We start from the raw sequence: 19,545 nt of genomic DNA on the forward strand, positions 1-19,545 counted from the left end.
GGGTACAGCGATGCCTGCCGCCGGCCAGGTTGCGCCGGGGTTCAGCCGCGGGAGATGCGGATCATTTCCTCGCGCGGGACCACCTTGATGCGTTCCCGGACCACGCCGTCGCCATTGTCCGCGCCACCGGACCACGCCTCACCCAGGGCGGCCTCGTGGGCGTCCAGCCGGTTCCAGCCCTCCCACGTGGTGTACTCGACGCCACGCTCCTCCAGGAGGTTGATGATGGCCTGGGGGTCGGGGTTCTCCGCCGGGGGCAGGTTCAGCCGGTCCTCGAGCAGGCAGCCAATGGTTTCCAGTGCGTCCCCCTTGGTGTGCCCGATCAGGCCCACCGGACCGCGCTTGATCCAGCCCGTGGCGTAGATTCCCGGTACGGGTTGGCCGTCGGCACCCAGGACGCGACCGCCGTCGTTCGGGATGACGCCGCGGCGGGCGTCGTACGGCAGTTCCTCAAGGGGCGAGCCGTGGTAGCCGATGGCCCGGTAGACGGCCTGGACGGGGTACTCGATGAATTCGCCGGTGCCCTTGGCGTTGCCCGTGCCGTCCAATTCCATGCGTTCGAACTTGATGGCGGACACCGTGCCCGGGTTATCGGGCGAATCCAGGATCTCCACGGGGCTGTGCAGGAAGTGCAGGTGCAAGCGGCGGGAGGACGGCTGCTCCGACTCGGCGTGTTCCTCCACCAGCCAGTTGGTCAGGGTGTTGACCATGGTCTTGATCTGGTTGTTGGTGCGGATGGCCTCATCCGAGGCGTCATCGAACTCGAAGTCTTCCGGGTACAGGACAATGTCAACGTCCTTGCAGTGCGAGAGTTCGCGCAGTTCCAGCGGGGTGAACTTCACCTGCGCAGGGCCGCGGCGACCAAACACGTGGACGTCCGTGACCGGCGATTTCTTCAGGCCCTGGTACACGTTGTCCGGAATTTCGGTGACCAGGAGTTCTTCGGGGTGCTTGGCCAGCATGCGGGCGACGTCGAGTGCGACGTTGCCGTTGCCGATCACCGCGATCTCCTTGGCTTCAAGGGGCCAGTCGCGGGGAACGTCCGGGTGGCCGTCGTACCAGGAGACAAAGTCCGCGCCGCCGAAGGAACCTCCGAGTTCGATCCCCGGAATGTTCAGGTCGGCGTCCTTGATGGCTCCGGTGGAGAAGATCACGGCGTCGTAGAAAGCCCGGAAATCGTGCAGCGTCAGGTCCCGGCCGTACGTCACATTACCCAGGAAGCGGATATCGCCCCGGTCCAGCACCTTGTGGAGCGCGTTGACGATTCCCTTGATGCGCGGGTGGTCCGGCGCTACGCCATAACGGATCAGGCCATACGGCGCGGGGTACGCCTCGAAGAGATCGATGCTGACATCCACCTGCCCGTCCTTGACCTCGTTGGACTTGGTCAGGATGTCCGCGGCGTACACACCGGCCGGGCCTGCGCCGACGATCGCAACGCGAAGTGGACGACTGGGGGTTGTTGCGGCTGAGTCAGACACCGGGAGCCCTTCCGAAGCAGTGAGCCACGCCCGTTGTTGGGGCGCGCAGGTTTCCAATTCTAGATCTCGACCCCTGCCCCGGCCGCTCATATGGCAGGACTCACACAAATTCCTAATGTTTCAGGGAATATTGCGGAATATTGCGTCCGCGGGTGGTGTTGGCGCTTTTGTGTCGACACCCGAACAAACCACCGCAGCCACGTCCTCTTCGAACCAGCCCACGACGGCGGGCGGCGGTGGCAGCAGTACGGATTCGGGTGCTGTTGCGGTGAAACCGGTTCGGAGTGAGACCACCACGGGTGTGTTGTTTGGTATCGGCGCGTACGGGCTCTGGGGTCTGCTCCCCCTCTACTTCTTCGTGCTGCAACCGGCCGGAGCCATCGAGATCGTCGCCAACCGGATTGTCTGGTCCTTGGTTTTCTGTGCCCTCCTGATCACGATCACGCGGTCCTGGAGAACCCTTTTTGCTGCGGTGAAGGATCGCTCAGTGATGGGACCGCTGGCCTTGGCAGCAGGCCTGATCGCGGTCAACTGGCTCACCTACACCTTCGGTGTCACCACCGGCCATGCGGTGGAGACCTCCCTCGGCTACTTCATCAACCCCTTGGTGTCCGTGCTCCTGGGCGTGTTCGTCCTGAAGGAAAAGCTGCGGCCACTGCAGTGGGCCGCCGTGGGAATCGGCTTCGTCGCCGTTGGCGTGCTGACGTTCTCCTACGGGCAGCTCCCGTGGATCGCGCTGCTCCTGGCCTTCAGCTTTGGCCTGTACGGCTTCGTCAAGAAGAAGGTGGGACCCAAGGTGGACGCGCTCACCAGCCTCTCCGTTGAAACCGTGGTGCTGGCCCCCTTCGCAGCCATCACCATGGTGGTCCTCGGAGCTACCGGCGTTGCCACGCTCACCACCCAAGGTCCGGGACACTTCTGGCTCATCCTGGCCTCGGGCGTCATCACCGCGGTTCCCTTGCTGTTCTTTGGAGCATCCGCCCGCCGCCTGCCCATGACCACCATCGGCCTGCTCCAGTACTTTGCCCCGGTGCTCCAGTTCATCGTGGCGCTCACCGTGTTCCACGAGGCCATGACCTCGGCCCGCTGGATCGGTTTCTGCGTGGTATGGCTGGCCCTGGTGCTCCTCACCATCGACATGCTCCGGACCGCCCGGAAGAACGCGGTGCTCCGGAGGCAGGCGAAGCTCGCGGCTGCCTGAGTCCCGGGGTTTCGCCGGGTTCTGGGAACGCTGCGCCGGGTTGCGCCGGGTTTCGCCGCGTTCGTGGGAACCCTGCAGGTTCGCTGGAAGTTTCCCGGCGAAAGCGCAGGCTTCCCGGGAGTTGGCCGGGTTCGTGGGAACAGTACGGGCCCCTACGTGAGCACGTCCGGGTTTGGCTCCCTCAAGCCCTCCCCCGCGCGTTCGGCGGTTTCCAGGCCCAACACGGGCACACCCCGCATCCCGGAAACGTCCACCTCCACCAAGGAATCCGCCAACGGCTTGAACGAATGGGCTCCAGAGCCCAGCAAGCGGAGGCCCACGAGGGCCAATCCGCCCGGCAGCTGGATCCGGATCCGCCCTGAGGCAGGCATACGCGTGACGATCGCAAAAACCCTGCCTGTGGACTGGTCCTCGGTGAAGTACCCCCAGCCGGGGTATTCCCAACCGTCAGCAAAGCCGCAGCCGTACACCGCCTCACCGTTCACCGCGAGCCATTCCCCCACGCCGCGTGCGATGTCCACCTCGGCGGGAGCCATGGAACCGTCGCCACGGGGCCCGAAATTCAAGAGCAGGTTCCCGCCCAGGGAAGTGCAGTGGGCGATCATGTCCACAATGTCCAGGGGGTGCTTGAGCGTGGACTGCGCCCATTCGCCTTGGTGGTAACCCCACGATGCCTGCGGAATGGTCATGCACGCTTCCCAATCGCGCTTGGCAACGCCGGTGTTCCAGGGTTCGGGCAGCCTGCGCTCGTATCCGCTCTCGTAGTCGCCCATGAGCCGGCCGTTGGAATCCACGTGCCGCGCACCGAAATCGTCGGCCCGTAAGCGGCTGTTGACCACCACGCCGGGGATGCGTTCCTTGAGCATTTTCTCCACCTCCCACGTCCACCAGCCGTTGGCTTTCACCGACTCGTCCCAGGTCCCGTCGAACCAGAACCCCTTCACGTCCGGATACCTGTCCGCCAGCTCTTCCAACTGTTTCATCGCGAAGTCAAGGTAGCGTGCGAAAGCCGCGTGGTCGCCGTCGTTCTCCAACGTGAAGCGCCAGTCCGGGTGGTGCCAATCGAGCACGGAATAGTAGAAGCAGACATCGATCCCACGGGCCGTGTAGGCCTCGATGAGTTCGGCCAGGACATCACGGCCGGACGGAGTGTTGCCCATGTGGAAGTCCGTGTAGGCACTGGGCCAGAGGCAGAAACCGTCGTGGTGTTTGGTGGTGATGGTCATGTACTTGGCTCCAAGGGCCACCGCTGTGTCTGCCCACGCGCCGGCGTCGAAGTCCGCCAGCGTGAAGTCGTTGGCCAGCGCCTCCCACCGCGCCTGCGGAATGCCGGCGATCCGCGGGAGGAACTCGGCCGCGAACTCCACGTCCTTGCCCTCCCACCGGCCCGCGGGCAAGGAGTAGAGACCCCAGTGGATGAATTGGCCCACGCGGTGTCCGCGGAAGCGCCGCATGGCGTCATCCTCGCGGGGATTCTCGCGTGAAGCACCGTACTTGAGCTCGATCACTTCCCCACCTGCCCGTCCCACGGCACGAACGACGCCAGGTCAACGGATTGGGTACCGCCGTCCGCCCACCTCACCGTAACTTCCGTACCGGAAACCACGACGGCGGCCATCGCCTCCAGCGATTCGGGTGCCGGGGCAGGACCCCGGGTAAGCGTGTGCAGGGCCACGTGCACTGTTTGCTCCGTGCTCCGCCGGGCAGCGAGATGCGGCACCGCCGAGTGTTCACCCATGGCGTTGGCCCCCGTGTACCAGGTGGTTCCAGCGTCCTCCCAGCCATGCAGCCCGGTGACCGCCGCGAAGACGTCGCCATTGTCCACCCAGGCGGTAGCGCAGGACGTTCCCACGGACACATGCTGGTTGCCTGCAACCGCGTGGCCACCCTCACGGACCCGGTAATCCACCGGACCGCGCACCAGATGGCAGCGCACTTCGTGGATCCCCCTGGTTACCGACACCGTGGTGACGGCAGTACCCGCGAGCGCCTTGCCGTACAACTGCGGAACATGGACCGAGCCACTGACCACGCCGTCCGTGCGGCTGCCTCGGAGCGCACAACGCCGGCTCGCCACGCCGTCGGATCCCAGCAACGCGAGGTGGCCGTCAATGTTGTCCGCCCACGCCTGTCCCGTTCCCGGCGCGGTGTGGGTGGAATAGGAGAACTTGGCATAGTGCGGATCGTCCGGATCCGGTCCACCGCCAACTGGCAGGCCGCAATGGTCGCTGCCGTGGTTGGTCAGGCGGGACAGGCCTCCGTGGGTACCCAACGTCCACCCCAGGTCCGGCAGCGGGCGAACGATGGGCGGACCATCGCTGGGCTGCGGCTCCTCCACGTCCTGCCACACCGGGTGTTCCGGCGGAAGGGCCAGCCCCAGGAAACCAATGCCGGCCAAATAGGGCGAGCCAAAACCGCTGTAGGCCTGGCACGATCCTTCATGCGGACCGTACCACCCCAGGCTCAGGGGTTCGTCGACACCCACGCCGTGGGCGGTGAAGTTCGCCAAGACCCCTGACGCCAACCTCCGCGTGGCCCCGGAGGACAACGGATTCACTCCGGACATTTCAGCGCACCACAACGCTGCCAGGACGGCTGTCCGGTACGCCAGGGAACGCCCCACATGGAGCACCGCCCCGTCCGTGGCAAACATCAGGCTCTGCGTCGAGACAAACTCACGCAAACGCTCCAGATGCCGCTGCCCGTCAGGGGTTTCCTCCCGCCCTGTCATCTTGTACCAGGCCCAGAGATAGGGGTGGATGGCCCACGCGTTGTAGTAGTCGATCGAATGTTCCGGACCATCTGTGTACCACCCATCGCCCAGGTACCAGGATTCCACCCGGGCAACGTTGCGCCCGCCCGTGCAGCCGGAGACATCCTCGCCCACCGAGCGAAGGAACCCCTCGGCCATGGCAGGGAACAGCTGCCAGTTGTTGCCCCACACCTCCAAGCGGGCGTGGTGCCGCAACCAGCCGGCCACCTGCTTCTTCTCCGACTCCGTGAACGGATCCCACAACCACTCACGGGCAATGAACAGTGAGAAGGCTATGTTGGCCGCCTCCACGATCGAATTGGTCACCCCCAGCAACGGCGACTTGCAGGTCACGCCCAACGGCCACCGTTCCTTGCCCACGGGATCAGTACCGGCCAGCAACGACTCGCGGTACCACTCCGCCAAAGCCAAACGGTCCTGGCCGCGGGCTCCGACGATGCGCGGAGCCGCCAGCAACAGGCTCCGGCCAATGGTTTCCATGCCCTCGCGGCGCTCGCCGTCGCGGGTGACGCGCCCGGGGAGCCTTGGACTGGCCTTGAGCGGGCTGGAATAGTTCCGGATGTGCTCCAGCCAGTGATCGGCTGTGGCCTCCCACTGTGCCCGCGTCCAGCCCGTGAACGGGGAGGGTGCGGTCTGTGGTTTGGGCAGCCAGGGCAGGTTGGTGGGGAAGGGCTGTTTCACGGTGCTGGATCCTTGGGTCTGGTGCGGGAGGGCTGATGCACGCTGATGAGTCTGATTGCGGCCGGAGCGCTATTTGGCCAGGGCGGATTCGTATTCGCCGCGGATGGTGTCTCCGCCGTTCTTCTTCCAGTCCGCCACCGCAGTCTTGAGTGCGTCCATGGAACCACGGCCCGCAATGACCGCCGTGGCAGCATCGGAGACTGGCTGGCCGAGCTTGGCCCCCTTGCTCGCATTCGTGGGGCTGAACAACGTGCCGCACGGATCTTCCACGCCCAGGGGAATGAGCTTGGAATAGGCGTTGTGCATGACGTCCACAATGTCCTTGTTGCTGGGATCGTAGACCACCTGCTGGGGAGCTGCGAGGTACTTCCACGGCACGGCGTTGTCCAGGAGCGCGCGGTCGGTGACCACGGGGTTGCCGTTGGCATCCAGCGTGTAGTCCACGCCCTCTGCACCGTAGTTGAGCAGCAGGTACTCTTCACTGCCAAACGGTGCGGCCAGGAAGTTGGCCACGGCCAGGACTTCCTTGAGCTTGGCCTCATCGGCCTTCTTGAGCATCACGGTGGCGAAAGTGATGTTGTCCAGCCACGTCTGGGCCTTGCCGCCGTCGTGGCCCACCGGAATGAACGGGACCGCCTTGTTGGCCTTGTTCGCTGCCGGAACACTGCGCCCGTAGCCCGTGGGACCGATGTACGCGGGCAAGCCGTCATAGATCATGGCTACCTTGCCTGAGATGAAGGAGTTCACCATTTGCGACTTGGTCCAGCCCTCGGAACCCGGGACATACAGGCCGTCCTTGTAGAGCTTGGCGGCGAATTCGATCGCGGCAAAGTATTCGTCCGTTTCGAACGCCCTGGTGAGTTTGCCGCCGTCGTTCTTCCAGACGTTCGGGGTGCGGAACATGTGGTGGAGCATCGTCAGCCCGAACTTGGTGCTGCCCAGGGCCCACTGGTTCTTGGCAGGGTTGGTCAGTTCCTTGGCCACACGGTAGAAATCGTCCTTGTCCTTGATGTCCTCGGTGGACTTCAGGCCCACGGCTTCCAGGAGAGTCTGGTTGACGAAGCCCGAGCCGCCCGTGAGGTTCCGCGGGATGGGCAAGGAGTACAGTTTTCCGGCCTGGACGGTCTGCTTCCAGAAGACCTCCGGGATGGCAGCCAGGTTGGGGTAGTCCTTGACTTTGTCCCCGCCCAGCAACGGAGTGAGATCAGCGCATTTCGCTTGGAGAAACTCCACGATGTTCGGCACGGCGGCACCGTCGTTGAGCATGAGGTCCGGCAGTTCGCCGCCGGCAATGATGGTGTTGAACTTGGTGGCGTAATCGTCCGAGGACACGGACGTGATGTCCACTTGCCCACCCAGTCGCTTTTCGATCGCCTGCCATGCCGGGTTGTCGGCACGGCCATTCGGGGCCGTGCCGAAGAGGTTGGTGATCGCCGTGATCCTGCCGCCGTTCAAGGGCGCCTTCGCGACGCTCCGGAAAGGGGCGGGGTACTTGTAGAACGCGGCCGGAACGCCCTCGGCAGTGCCTGGAATGTCTGCCATGGACGCCTTCAGCGGAACGGTGGTGGGCAGCAGGGCTTCGCTCGCGTTGGAGGCCACGCCGGTGGTTCGCTGGCCGCAACCGGCCAGGGCGCCGCCGCCGAACAGGGCCAAGGCGCCGATGCCTGCGACCGAGAGGAAGTTCCGGCGGCTGGGGCCGGCAGAGGGTACTGCGTTCATGGGGCTTCCCTTTCAAGTGGAATGGTTGATTAGCCTTTGATGGCGCCGGTGAGGACGCCCTTGGTGAAGTAGCGCTGGAGGAACGGGAAAACGATCACGATCGGGACCAGGGAAATCACGACGACGGCCATCTGGATCGCTTGGGACGGCACCGCCACTTCGGCGACTGCCGAGTCCCCCATGGGCTGGCCGAGGAGGACGTACTGGCGAAGGATCATGGACAGCGGCCATTTGTCGTCGTTGAGGTAGAGCATCGCGTTGAAGAAGGCATTCCAGTACCCCACCGCGTAGAAAAGCCCGACGACGGCCAGCACACCCCGGGAGAGGGGCAGCACCATCTGGACCAGGATGCGGAAGTCCCCGGCACCGTCGATCCTTGCGGCCTCGAAGAGTTCCTGCGGGAGGTTCATGAAGAAGGAGCGGACCACCACCAGGTTGAACGCGCTCATCAGCGTGGGGAGGACCAGTGCGGCGTAGCTGTCCAGCAAGCCGAGTTCCTTGACCATGAGGAAGCTGGGAATGATGCCGGGGCTGAAGAGCATGGTGAACAGTGCCGTCATGAGGAAGAAGCGCCCGCCTACGAGGTCCCGACGGGTCAGGCCGTACGCCATGGCAACAGTGACCAGCAGGGAAAGGGCCGTTCCAACGGTCGTGATCAGGAGCGAACGGACCAAGGCGTCCGTGACCACGCCCCCGGCAAAGATGGTTTGGTACGCGGCGAACGTGGGCTCTTTCGGGAAGAGCACCAGTCCGTTGTTGGCGGCGATCTCCGACTGGCTGGACAGGCTCGTGGCCAGCACGGCGAGCAGCGGATAGAGGGCCAGGAAGCAAATGGCCACCAGGGCAATGGCCTTGGACAACTGGACAGCAGTGTTGGGCTTCTCCATCCAGGCCGGCCGCTGGCTGCGGCGGTTTACCCTGGCCTTGGCGCCGGCGCGCCCCGGACGGGCCACCAGGGTGCTACTTTGACTTGCCATTGGAATAGACACCTTCCTGTCCAAAGAAATGCGCGAGCTTGTTGGCGCCAAGGACCAGGACCAGGCCAACAACGCCCTTCACTAGTCCCACCGCCGCGGCCGGACCCCACTGTCCGTCCTGGATGCCGTGGAAGTAGACGTAGGTGTCCAACACTTCACCGGCGCCGGGGCCCACGTTGTCCCGCTGCAGCACGATCTGTTCGAAGCCCACCGAGAGAATGCTGCCGAGGTTGAGGATGAGCAGCAGGATGATCACCGGCATGATTCCGGGGAGCGTGATGTGCCACAAGCGGTGACGCGCGCTCGCGCCATCCACGGCGGCCGCTTCATACAGTTCCTGGTCCACGTTCATGAGCGCCGCCAGGAAGATGATGGTTCCCCAGCCAGCGTCCTTCCAGATGGACTGGATGGTCACCAGGAAAGGGAAGAATTCGGGAGTGGTCATCGCGTCGAAGCGCGGCAGCCCGAGGTTTTCCAGCAGGTGCGGAACGGCGCCCGTGGCACCCAGGACTTCGGAGAACACCGCAACGATGATCACCCAGCCGATGAAGTGCGGCAGGTAGACCACGCTTTGGACGAACTTCCGGATCCTGTCCGAGACGATGCTGTTCAAGAGCAGCGCCAGGCAAATGGGCACCGGGAAGAACAGCGCCAACTGGAGTCCCGTGATTACCAGCGTGTTGCGGAGGGCTTCCCAGAAGGCGCCGTCCTGGAACATCGCCGCGAAGTTTTCCAGGCCAACCCACACGCTGTCCATGAAGCCGAGGTAGGGCTTGTAGTCCAGGAACGCGATGATGTTGCCGGCCAAGGGAACGTAGTGGAACACCACGAAGTAAAGGAACCCCGGGGCGATCAGCAGCAACATCACCTTGTCGCGCCGGATCCTGGCCAGGAGGCTTTGCTTGCGGTGCCCGGGCAGCGTTGCGCCCGGAGGCCGTGAACGACGGCGGCCTTCCGCCACCGGGGCCTGCCCGCCGACGTCGGACCTCGCCTGGGGCGGCAGTGTCTGGCTGTTGGTGCTCATGCTTGTCCTCTGTCTGCGCCCCTTGGCGTGCGGGGCGGTGTGGAGTGGCTGGGGTACTCTGGCGCCCCGCGTTGGAATAGTAAGCGTTTACTATGCGTGACAAGCTATCCAGAGAACCTATGTGATGTCAATAACATGCCCAAAGCCGCACTTTTCGGTATGTAGAGCGATTGACAGGCGGCAGACCACGCACCTACTGTGGCGATCAAATAGCAAACGCTTTCTATAACTTTCTACGAGATGCGATGGGATCCACGTGACCACCAAGCTCCAGCAGGCCGGCACCATCAAGGCCGCCTTTGTGATGGGCCGCAACGTCCTGCCCACCTTGTTCAGCACGGAGGACCGAGCCAGGTTGCGCGGCATCGTGAGGCTTGTCAGGGACCAGCCCGTCAGCGACTTCTCGGCACCTGGCGCCCTGGGGGAGCTCGCAGATACGGAGCTCCTGATCACCGGCTGGGGTGCGCCCGTCATCGACGGCCGCGTGCTGGACCAACTCCCCCGCCTTCGCTGCATTGTCCACGCCGCCGGAACGGTCAAGACCTTCCTGACACCCGAGGTGTACCAACGCGGCATCGACGTGTCGTCGTCGGCCTCAGCCAATGCCGTCCCGGTCGCGGAGTTCACGTTTGCTGCGATCGTCATGGGCTTGAAGCGTGCCCGGCGTTTCAGCGAGCAACTCCGCACCACAGGCGCCTCACGAAGCACCTTGGGATTCCCGTCCATCGGAACCAACGGCGTCACCATCGGGCTCATCGGAGCCTCCCGCGTGGGCAGGTTGGTGATCGGCCTGCTCAAGAACCTCGACGCAAGGGTCCTGGTCTACGATCCCTACCTGGACGCCGTCGAGGCTTCCCGCCTGGGAGTGGAGTCTGTGGGGCTGGACCAACTCTGTTCACTGTCGGATGTGGTCAGTGTCCACGCCCCGGACATCGCCGAGACGCGTGGCCTGATCGGCCGGCGACAACTGGAACTCATGAAGGACGGGACCCTGGTGGTCAACACGGCCCGGGGAGCCTTGATCGACTCCGCCGCCTTGACCGAAGAGTTGGTATCCGGCCGGCTGGATGCCTACCTCGACGTCACAGATCCCGAGCCCCTCCCGTCGGGCTCTCCGCTCCATGGGCTGCCCAACGTGGTCATCACACCCCATATCGCAGGCGCCTTGGGGAATGAGGTGCACCGCCTGGGCAGCCATGCGGTGACCGAAGTTCGCAGGTTGAGCGAGGGCTTACCCCTGGCTTATCCGGTATTGGCCGCGGATCTTGCGAGAATCGCCTAGTGACTGAAAAGAGTTCCCCCACAGACCAGCTCCCCGGACGCAGCGGCACCGGCGCAACCATTGCCGACGTCGCGCAGGCCGCCGGGGTGTCAGTGGCCACCGTGTCACGGGCCCTCAGCGGCAACTATCCCGTGGCCAAGGCCACCCGTGAGCGCATCTTCCGTTCCGTGACAGAACTGGGCTACGTGGCCAATGCCCACGCAAGGGCCCTCGCAGGAGCCACCACGCGCACGGTGGGCATCATCATCAATGATGTTGCGGACCCCTTCTTTGCCTACATCGCCCGCGGTGTTGAACGGCAGGCGAGCGCTGAAGGCCGGCTATGCCTGATCACGGCAACCCATGGGGACAAGGAACGCGAACTTGCCCTGGTGGACCTCATGCGCGAGCAGCGGACGGATGCCGTGATCGTGGTGGGTGGAGCCTCGGACGATCCCCGGTACCGCAAGCAGATGGCCGACCGCGCGCGGGCACTGGCAGCCGCCGGTTCCTCGTTGGTGTTGTGCGGCCGCCCTTCCCTGGGCCCTGGTGTCCCCACCAAGATGGTCACCTATGACAACGAAGGAGGCGCCTTCGCTATTACCGACTACCTCATCTCGCAGGGGCACCGCAGGATCCTGTACGTAGGCGGCCCCCGCGATTTCTCCACCACGGCCTCACGGCTGGCAGGTTTCTACCGCGCCTTGGATGCCCGGGGCATCGAGCGGGATCCTGATCTGGTACACGAGGGCGCCTTTGGCCGGGGCTTCGGCTACAGCCGGATGAGGGAACTGCTGGACCAGGACCTCCACTTCACGGCCGTGTTCGGCGCCAACGACCTTGTTGCCGCCGGAATCCTGGAAGCCTTGGAAGAGCGGGGCCTCCGGGTACCCCAGGACATTTCCGTGGTGGGCTACGACGACGTTCCGGTGGCCAGTGAACTCCGGCCACGCCTCACCACGGTGCGGGTCCCCCTGGAAGAACTCGGGCGCGAAGCCGTCCGGCTGGCACTGGCAGCCACTCCCCACGACGCCGGTGCCACCGCAGACAACACCCTCACCGTCGGAACGCACATCGTGATCCGCGATTCGGTGTCACCACCCAGCAGATCCTGAGCACTTCTGTTCACTTCTGTTGAGGTGGGCCTCGCCTGATCGTAGGGTTGCTGAAAATTTCCGCCGCACCCATGTAACTGGCACTAGTGGTTGTTCTCAGGGCTGGGAACAACCACTACTGCCAGTTAGTTGCGGCCACACCTCTCGAAACGGAGCAGTTTTGAACTCAACAGGACACCACATGAGCCGCAGGACCCTTTTCCACGTTGCAGGCGCAGCTGCCCTCGCCGGAGCCATGTTGGCCAAGGCCAGCCCCGCCCTGGCAGCACCGGCAGGGCTCAAGGAACTCATCGACCGCCGCAAGCTGGTCCTCACCGGCGCACGGAGCGCAGAAGGTGTTCCCGAACTCGCCACCCAGCTGGAAGGAATGGGGCAAACTGCCGGAAACTGGTGGACTTCCATGGATAAAGCCCCCGTCCGGACCTCCCTCTGGAACGACATCCCGTTGACCGGAATCGGACAATCCGCCACGGCAACGGGGAACCTGGGGCTGCACTTCAACAGGCTCTACGACATGGCCTTGGGGTACGCCGTGCCGGGTAACCCCTACGCGGGCAACGCGGAGCTCGCGGCGGACATCGTCGCCGGGCTCAAGCTGCTCAACGACACTGCCTACAACCCCGGCATCCGAGCCGCCGGAAACTGGTGGTTCTGGGAGATCGGGGTTCCGCGGAAGTCGGTGGACATCCTGACCCTGCTGTATGCGGAGATCCCTGAGTCCCTCAGGACTTCCCTGCTCGCCGCAGTCCGTTGGTTCGCGCCGAACCCGAATTGGCGCGGGCGTGCTACATCCTTGGCGGAGACCGGAGCCAACCGCGTGGACAAGTCCTTGGCGTGCAGCATGCGGGGCATCCTGGACAACAACACGGATGAGATCGCCTTGGGCAGGGACGCCTTGAGCGACACCGTGCGCGGAGGAACCAACAGCGTGTTCACCTACGTGACCAGCGGCGATGGTTTCTACACGGACGGCTCGTTCGTGCAGCACAGTTACCTGCCCTACGCGGGGACCTACGGGGTGGTGGCCTTGGCCGGCATTGCCGAAATCATCGCGATGCTGGGCGGCAGCACTTGGGCCATCAACGACCCCAAGCAATCAGTGCTCCTGGACGCCATCGAAGACACGTACGCTCCGTTCGTATGGGACGGCCGGATCATGGACACCGTGCGCGGGCGTGCCGTTTCCCGCCAGCGCGAGCCGGACTACGTGAGCGGCTTTGGCTTGATCTCCGCTGTCCTCTTGCTGGCCCCGGGCTGCGAAGAGCCCTACCGTTCGCACTTCCTGGCACTGGCGAAGGGGTGGTTGGAACGGTGCGCGGACCAGAAGTTGGTAGGCCACCCCACGCAAAGCCTGGCGAAGTCCTTGCTGTCCCTGTCGGTGTTGTCCGATGCCTCCGTGACGGCGGCCCCGGCTCCGGTCTATAGCCGTATGTTCGCGGACCAGGACAGGCTGGTGCACCACCGGCCAGCGTGGGGCTGCACCGTCAACCTCTCATCGAAGCGCATTGGCCGCTACGAATGGGGCAACAGCGAGAACAACCTGGGCTGGTACCAGGGTGACGGCATGACGTTCGTGTACACGAGGCAGGACCCGTCACAGTTCAGCGCCGATTTCTGGCCCACCGTGGACCCCTATGGACTGCCCGGCACCACGGTCAACGATCAGGTACGTGCCAGCGGTGCCGGCGGAGCAGGAACAGGCATTCCCCGCGCCTACCAGGCCTTCGCGGGTGGGCTCACAATCGACGGCCGCTGGGGTGTCATCGGCATGGACCACCTCAACCACAACAAGACCCTCTCCGGCAGGAAGTCGTGGTTCTTCCTCGACGACGCCGTGGTGTGCCTGGGTTCGGCCATCACCGGCACAGGTGGCGCTTCGGTGCAGACCACCATCGAAAACCGCGCCTATGCCCAGGGCAAGGTACCGGCGTTGCGGACCGACTCCCGGAACCGCGCCATGGCCCCCGGGGATGCGGCCGTGGTCCTGAAGCGCTCGCTCCATCTTGAGGGTCACGGTGGTTATGTTTTCCTTGACGCACCGGGAGTCACGGGCAGTCCCGAAGTGGCCGTGGTCCGCCGTACGGGCAGTTGGTATGACGTCAACTCCGGAGCAGATACGGGCGGCAGCAAGGACAACGTCACGCGGGACTACGTGACGCTGACGCACCGGCATGGCAAGGATCCCTTGGGGTCCGGCTACGCCTACATGATGCTGCCTGCCGCGACTCATGACGCCACGTTTTCCCAGTCGGCCAACCCGGACGTGAAGGTGCTGGCCAACTCGGCGGAGGCCCAGATGATCCAGGTGGGCAAGGAAGGCCTGGTGTTGGCCAATTTCTTTGCGGCAGTTGATGCGGCCGGTCATGCGGCATCCGGTCCATGTACGCTCGCCACACATCAAACAGGCGGCAAGCTCACCGTCTCGATTGCCGATCCGTCCCGGACGCAGGCCAGCGTCCGGATCACTCTTCCCGGCACGTGGAACACCCTGCTTAATGCCGATGAGGGCGTCACCCTGGTGGGCAGCAACACCATCGAGGTCCAGCTCGACGGTCATGGCCACCAGAAGAACCTGACGCTGGGCGCCTAGGCGAGCTCCGCCGTCGAACCTGCCCGGCGAGCACCGCCGTCGAACCCGCCCGGAAACCTGCGAAACCGCCGGAAGGTTCCGTGCGAAATCGACGGTTTCCCGCGAAATCAGCGGTAACGTCCAACGCAAAAGAGGCGGGCCGGGGAACCCCCGGCCCGCCTCTCGCAGCAAGACCTTAAGCGTGCGCCTTGATGGCCTTCGCCAGGACGTCAAGACCGTCCAGCAGCAGTTCGTCGCTGATGACCAGCGGAGGAAGCAAGCGGATCACGTTGCCGTAGGTGCCACAGGTCAGGATGACGACGCCTTCCTGGAGGCAAGCGGCGGCAACAGCCTTGGTGAGCTCGGCGTTCGGCTCCTTGGAACCGGCCTGCACCAGTTCGATGGCGAGCATGGCGCCACGGCCACGGACATCGCCAACCACGGAAACTTCAGAGGCCAGCTCGCGGAGCTTGCCCAGGGCGAGTTCCTCGATGTGGCGTGCCCGGCCGTTGAGGTCGTGCTGTTCCATGGTGTCGATCGCGGCGAGTGCTGCTGCACAGGCAACCGGGTTGCCACCGTAGGTGCCACCGAGGCCGCCCGGGTGGACGGCGTCGAGGAGGTCGGCGCGGCCGGTGATCGCGGACAGCGGGAGGCCGCCGGCGATGCCCTTGGCCATGGTGATGATGTCCGGGACAACGCCCTCGTGGTCAACAGCGAACCATTCGCCCGTGCGGCAGAAGCCGGACTGGACCTCGTCAGCAATGAAGACGATGCCCTTTTCCTTGGCCCAGGCGGACAGTGCCGGGAGGAAGCCTTCGGCCGGAACAATGAAGCCACCTTCGCCCTGGATGGGTTCGATGATGATCGCGGCAACCTGGTCGCCACCGATCTGCTTCTCGATCATGGTGATGGCGCGCTTGGCGGCCTCGGCACCGGTGATTTCCGGGTTCTCTTCACGGAACGGGTAGCTCATGGGCATGCGGTAGACCTCGGGCGCGAACGGGCCGAAGTTGGTCTTGTACGGCATGGCCTTGGCGGTCAGTGCCATGGTCAGGTTGGTGCGGCCGTGGTAGGCGTGGTCGAAAGCAACAACGGCGTCGCGGCCGGTGGCCAGGCGGGCAACCTTGACGGCGTTCTCCACCGCTTCGGCGCCGGAGTTGAAGAGCACGGTGCGCTTGGCGTGGTCGCCCGGGGTGAGGCGGTTCAGCTGCTCGGCAACGGCGACGTAGCCCTCGTACGGGGTCACCATGAAGCAGGTGTGCGTGAAGTGCGCGGCTGCGTCCTGGACAGCGGCGACGACGGCGGGATCGGACGCGCCGACGCTGGTCACGGCGATGCCGGAGCCGAGGTCGATGAAGGAGTTGCCATCGACGTCGCGGATGATGCCGCCGTCGGCGTCTTCAACGTAGACGGGGACGCCGGAAGCGACGCCGGCAGCAACGACGGCGGAGCGGCGCTCAGCCAGTGCCTGCGACTTGGGGCCGGGGAAAGCGCCGTTGATGTTGCGCTTCTGCTCGATGCGGTACGAGAGTTCGTTCGCGGTGGTGGTCATGGAGTTTCCTTCTTTACTGATGGGGGCCGCACCGGCCGGGGTCCTGGCCGGTGCGAAGCGAAGTGGGGAGCCGGAGGGGCTATGCGAAGGGGTTATGCGTCCAGCGCACTCATCACGTGCTTGATGCGCGTGTAGTCCTCGACGCCGTACATGGAGAGGTCCTTGCCGTAGCCGGACTGCTTGAAGCCGCCGTGGGGCATTTCGGCCGTGAGGAGGATGTGGGTGTTGATCCAGACGGCACCGAAGTCCAGGTCGCGGCTCATGCGCATGGCCGTGCCGTGGTCCGTGGTCCAGACGCTGGAAGCCAGGGCGTATTCGACGTCGTTGGCCAGCTCGAGTGCTTCGGCTTCGGTGGTGAACTTCTGGACCGTGATGACCGGCCCGAAGGTTTCCTTCTGCACGATGTCATCGCTCTGCTTGGCGCCGGTGATGATGGTGGGCTCGAAGAAGAAGCCCTTCTCGCCCGCACGGTGGCCACCGGTGACGATCTTGCAGTTCTCCGGCAGGTTCTCCACCACGGAGGTCACGGCGTTGAAGTGGTTCACGTTGTTGAGCGGGCCGAAGTAGTTGTCTTCGTCGTTCTGCGAGCCGGTCTGCAGGGTCTTGGTGTGCTCCACCATTGCCGCCACCACGTCATCGTGGACCGAGTCCTCGATGAGCACGCGGGTGATCGCTGTGCAGTCCTGGCCGGCGTTGAAGAAGGCGAACTCGGCGATGGCCGCGGCGCTCTTCTTGATGTCGGCGTCCTTGAAGACGATCGCGGGGGCCTTGCCGCCGAGTTCCAGGTGTGCGCGCTTGAGGCCCTTGGCTGCACCACTGGCAACCGCGATGCCTGCACGGACCGAACCCGTGATGGACACCAGGCCGGGGACCTTGTGCTCCACCATCAGCGAGCCGGTTTCTCCGGTACCCAGGACAACGTTGAGGACGCCGGCCGGGAAGATCTCGCCGGCCAGGCGTGCCAGGACCAAGGTGGATTCCGGGGTGGTGTCCGAGGGCTTCAGGACGACGGTGTTGCCCGCGGCCAAGGCGGGGCCGATCTTCCAGATGGCCATGAGGAACGGGTAGTTCCACGGCGCAACCTGCGCCACGACGCCGATCGGTTCGCGGCGCACATAAGAGGTGTGGCCCTCGAAGTACTCACCGGCAGACTTGCCTTCCAGCAGGCGTGCGGCACCGGCGAAGAAGCGGAGCTGGTCAGCGCCGGCGGCAATTTCCTCGGAGGCGATGAGGGAACGGACCTGACCCGTGTTGCGGTGCTGCGCTTCGACGAGTTCGTCGCTGTTGGCCTCCACGGCGTCGGCGAGCTTGAGGAGCATGAGCTGGCGCTGGCCGGGGGTGACGTGCTTCCAGGTCTTGAAAGCCTCGCTGGCGGCGGCCATGGCAGCGTCAACATCTGCCTGCACCGAAATGGGCGACTTGGCGACGATCTCCCCGTTCGTGGGATTCACGACATCCAGGAGACCCGTACCTGACGGCGTGACGAATTCGCCGTTGATGAAGTTCTGCAAGGTTTGAACCACGGTGTGCAACCCTCTTTCGGTGTGTTGGCATGGGCTGGTTAGCTGATCAGAGCCTATGCCAGTGAGGTGCCCCACGGAATAGCCAGCTGCACACTCACTGACCCGGCTCTTAGTGCGCTTGCCCAGTGCCGGGTTACCCTTGTATCCATGGCTATGTCCCTCGCTTCCCTCCTTGCTGTCCCCTCCCTGAAACTCCGGAAAACGGGCGCTGCGGAGACCACGTGGAACCAGGACATCAGCTGGGTGGCAGTGACCGAACTCGAGGATCCGCAACGTTTCCTCAGCGGCGGCGAATTGGTCCTCACCACCGGCTTGCGCCTCAAGAGTGCCGCGGACCAACGGCGCTTTGTCCGGCAGGTCCAGCGTGCGGGCGCCGTGGGCATCGGCTTTGGCATCGGGCTCACCCACGAGGCAGTTCCGGAACCCCTCATCGCCGAGGCCAACCGTTGGGGATTGCCCTTGGTTGAGGTGCCGTACGCGATTCCGTTCATCGCCATCGGCAAGCTCGTGGCCGAGTCGCATTCAGCAGACCACTATTCCAACCTGGAAAGACTCCTGGCCGGCCACCAAATCCTGGCCCGCGCCCTCCTCACCGGCGGCGGACTGGCAGAACTACTGAAGCAACTCGGCAGCATGCTGCGCACGGATGTGGTCCTCACCCAGTTCAGCGCGCAGCTCTACAACAGCCTGCCCGGGAAGCCTGCCCCCACCGCGGAGGGCTGGGCCTCCTATCCGATTCCCACGGGCCGCCGCGACGCCTGCACGCTGTGGTTGCGCCAGCCCTTCATCGACTCCGGCATTGTCAGCTATGCCCAAAACCTCATCAGCGTTGAACTCAACAACATGGTCAAGCAGCGTCAGGCCCAGCGCGCCATGGCCGGCCAGGTGCTGGACGACGTCATCCACGGGACCCTGGAAACCATCGAGGCCGCCCGTCGTTTGGCCGGCGTGGGCATCAACAGCACCCGGAAAAACGTAGTGCTGGTTGCCGAATCCACGGCCCACCACAAGCAACTGGTCAGCATCTCGCTGCCGCAGGCGCTGGAAGGCGGCGTGAGCGCCGTCGTCGGAAAGGACCTGGTCGCAGTGGTGGCGGACGACGGCAGTTCGGCCACCTCGCTGGCAAAGAGCCTCAGCGACCACCTGCAGGAGGCAGGAATCCACGCCGTGATCGGCATCGGCGGCGCCTACACCAAGCCGAACGGCCTGCGATGGAGCTACTTCGAGGCGCGCGACGCCGTGGCGCACGGCCTGCCGGTCAACGAGCCGGAGCGGCTTAGTTTGACGTCGTTGCTGTTGGCGAGCGAAGACGTCCCGCTGGCGGACATGGCGAGCGAGTCCCTCACTCCCCTGCGCAAGTTCGATGCCGCCCATGGTGCCGAACTCGTGGCCACGCTCGAAAGCTACCTGAACCACAACGGTTCTGTTGCAGCCGTCGCCGAGGCCCTGACGCTGCACCGGAACACGGTCCGCTACCGGCTGGCCCAGATCACCGAACTCACCGGCTACGACCCATCCCAGACCCAGGACCGGGTGCAGTTGTGGCTGGCCTTGGCGGTCCAGCGCCTGGGGTCGCGGAACCCCCGGTAGGACGTACGACGGCGGCACTCCCGTTGGGTGCCGCACCGCCCCCTGCGTTTCACGCTGGAGAGATTCGCCACAGAAGTCT

Annotated in this window: 13 protein-coding genes; 5 read left to right on the top strand and 8 right to left on the bottom strand. The window is 64.6% G+C overall.

The annotated features are described in order from the left end of the window. Positions 1-41: 41 nt before the first annotated feature. Entirely contained in the window at positions 42-1,481 is a 1,440-nt protein-coding gene (locus tag ACIQT2_RS06980) for an FAD-dependent oxidoreductase (protein ID WP_402944852.1), read from the bottom strand. A gap of 130 nt (positions 1,482-1,611) precedes the next feature. Between ACIQT2_RS06980 and rarD the strand changes: the two genes are divergently transcribed. Beyond that, positions 1,612-2,682 carry an EamA family transporter RarD gene (rarD, locus tag ACIQT2_RS06985; protein WP_402944990.1) on the top strand — a complete coding sequence of 357 codons (1,071 nt, stop codon included), beginning with the start codon at positions 1,612-1,614 and terminating at the stop codon, positions 2,680-2,682. 152 nt (positions 2,683-2,834) lie between these two features. On the opposite strand, the gene ACIQT2_RS06990 is transcribed toward rarD, so the two are convergent. The 5 genes from ACIQT2_RS06990 to ACIQT2_RS07010 all read right to left on the bottom strand — a co-directional run bounded on the left by ACIQT2_RS06990 (position 2,835) and on the right by ACIQT2_RS07010 (position 9,856). Next, positions 2,835-4,190, bottom strand: a complete 1,356-nt coding sequence (locus tag ACIQT2_RS06990) for an alpha-L-fucosidase (protein ID WP_402944855.1) — start codon at positions 4,188-4,190, stop codon at positions 2,835-2,837. Next, a complete protein-coding gene (locus ACIQT2_RS06995) occupies positions 4,187-6,136 on the bottom strand; it encodes a DUF2264 domain-containing protein (RefSeq protein WP_402944858.1) in 1,950 nt (649 codons plus the stop codon). The genes ACIQT2_RS06990 and ACIQT2_RS06995 overlap by 4 nt, the downstream gene beginning before the upstream one ends. A gap of 69 nt (positions 6,137-6,205) precedes the next feature. Next, entirely contained in the window at positions 6,206-7,855 is a 1,650-nt protein-coding gene (locus tag ACIQT2_RS07000) for an extracellular solute-binding protein (RefSeq protein ID WP_402944861.1), read from the bottom strand. Between the two features lie 29 nt (positions 7,856-7,884). Beyond that, the gene (locus ACIQT2_RS07005) at positions 7,885-8,832 is read right to left on the bottom strand and encodes a carbohydrate ABC transporter permease (protein WP_402944864.1); all 948 of its coding nucleotides are present in this window, start codon (positions 8,830-8,832) and stop codon (positions 7,885-7,887) included. After that, positions 8,816-9,856: an ABC transporter permease gene (locus tag ACIQT2_RS07010; RefSeq protein ID WP_400328830.1), complete on the bottom strand. Its 1,041-nt coding sequence runs from the start codon at positions 9,854-9,856 to the stop codon at positions 8,816-8,818. The genes ACIQT2_RS07005 and ACIQT2_RS07010 overlap by 17 nt, the downstream gene beginning before the upstream one ends. 256 nt (positions 9,857-10,112) lie before the next feature. On the opposite strand from ACIQT2_RS07010, the gene ACIQT2_RS07015 reads away from it, so the two are divergent. The 3 genes from ACIQT2_RS07015 to ACIQT2_RS07025 all read left to right on the top strand — a co-directional run bounded on the left by ACIQT2_RS07015 (position 10,113) and on the right by ACIQT2_RS07025 (position 14,822). Beyond that, positions 10,113-11,138 carry a hydroxyacid dehydrogenase gene (locus ACIQT2_RS07015; RefSeq protein ID WP_402944867.1) on the top strand — a complete coding sequence of 342 codons (1,026 nt, stop codon included), beginning with the start codon at positions 10,113-10,115 and terminating at the stop codon, positions 11,136-11,138. Continuing rightward, positions 11,138-12,232: a LacI family DNA-binding transcriptional regulator gene (locus ACIQT2_RS07020; protein ID WP_402944870.1), complete on the top strand. Its 1,095-nt coding sequence runs from the start codon at positions 11,138-11,140 to the stop codon at positions 12,230-12,232. Before ACIQT2_RS07015 ends, ACIQT2_RS07020 begins: the two co-directional genes overlap by 1 nt. Positions 12,233-12,413: 181 nt before the next feature. After that, positions 12,414-14,822 carry a polysaccharide lyase 8 family protein gene (locus ACIQT2_RS07025; RefSeq protein ID WP_402944872.1) on the top strand — a complete coding sequence of 803 codons (2,409 nt, stop codon included), beginning with the start codon at positions 12,414-12,416 and terminating at the stop codon, positions 14,820-14,822. A 175-nt stretch (positions 14,823-14,997) separates the two neighbouring features. On the opposite strand, the gene gabT is transcribed toward ACIQT2_RS07025, so the two are convergent. Together gabT and ACIQT2_RS07035 are read right to left on the bottom strand one after the other, a co-directional pair. Beyond that, a complete protein-coding gene (gene gabT / locus ACIQT2_RS07030; RefSeq protein ID WP_402944875.1) occupies positions 14,998-16,353 on the bottom strand; it encodes a 4-aminobutyrate--2-oxoglutarate transaminase in 1,356 nt (451 codons plus the stop codon). A 92-nt stretch (positions 16,354-16,445) separates the two neighbouring features. Then, a complete protein-coding gene (locus tag ACIQT2_RS07035) occupies positions 16,446-17,876 on the bottom strand; it encodes an aminobutyraldehyde dehydrogenase (protein ID WP_397324399.1) in 1,431 nt (476 codons plus the stop codon). Between the two features lie 147 nt (positions 17,877-18,023). Between ACIQT2_RS07035 and ACIQT2_RS07040 the strand changes: the two genes are divergently transcribed. After that, entirely contained in the window at positions 18,024-19,466 is a 1,443-nt protein-coding gene (locus ACIQT2_RS07040; RefSeq protein WP_402944878.1) for a PucR family transcriptional regulator, read from the top strand. Positions 19,467-19,545 lie beyond the last annotated feature (79 nt).

Origin of the sequence: Paenarthrobacter sp. NPDC090522 (assembly GCF_044769225.1) — a bacterium.
Classification (GTDB): Bacteria; Actinomycetota; Actinomycetes; order Actinomycetales; family Micrococcaceae; genus Arthrobacter.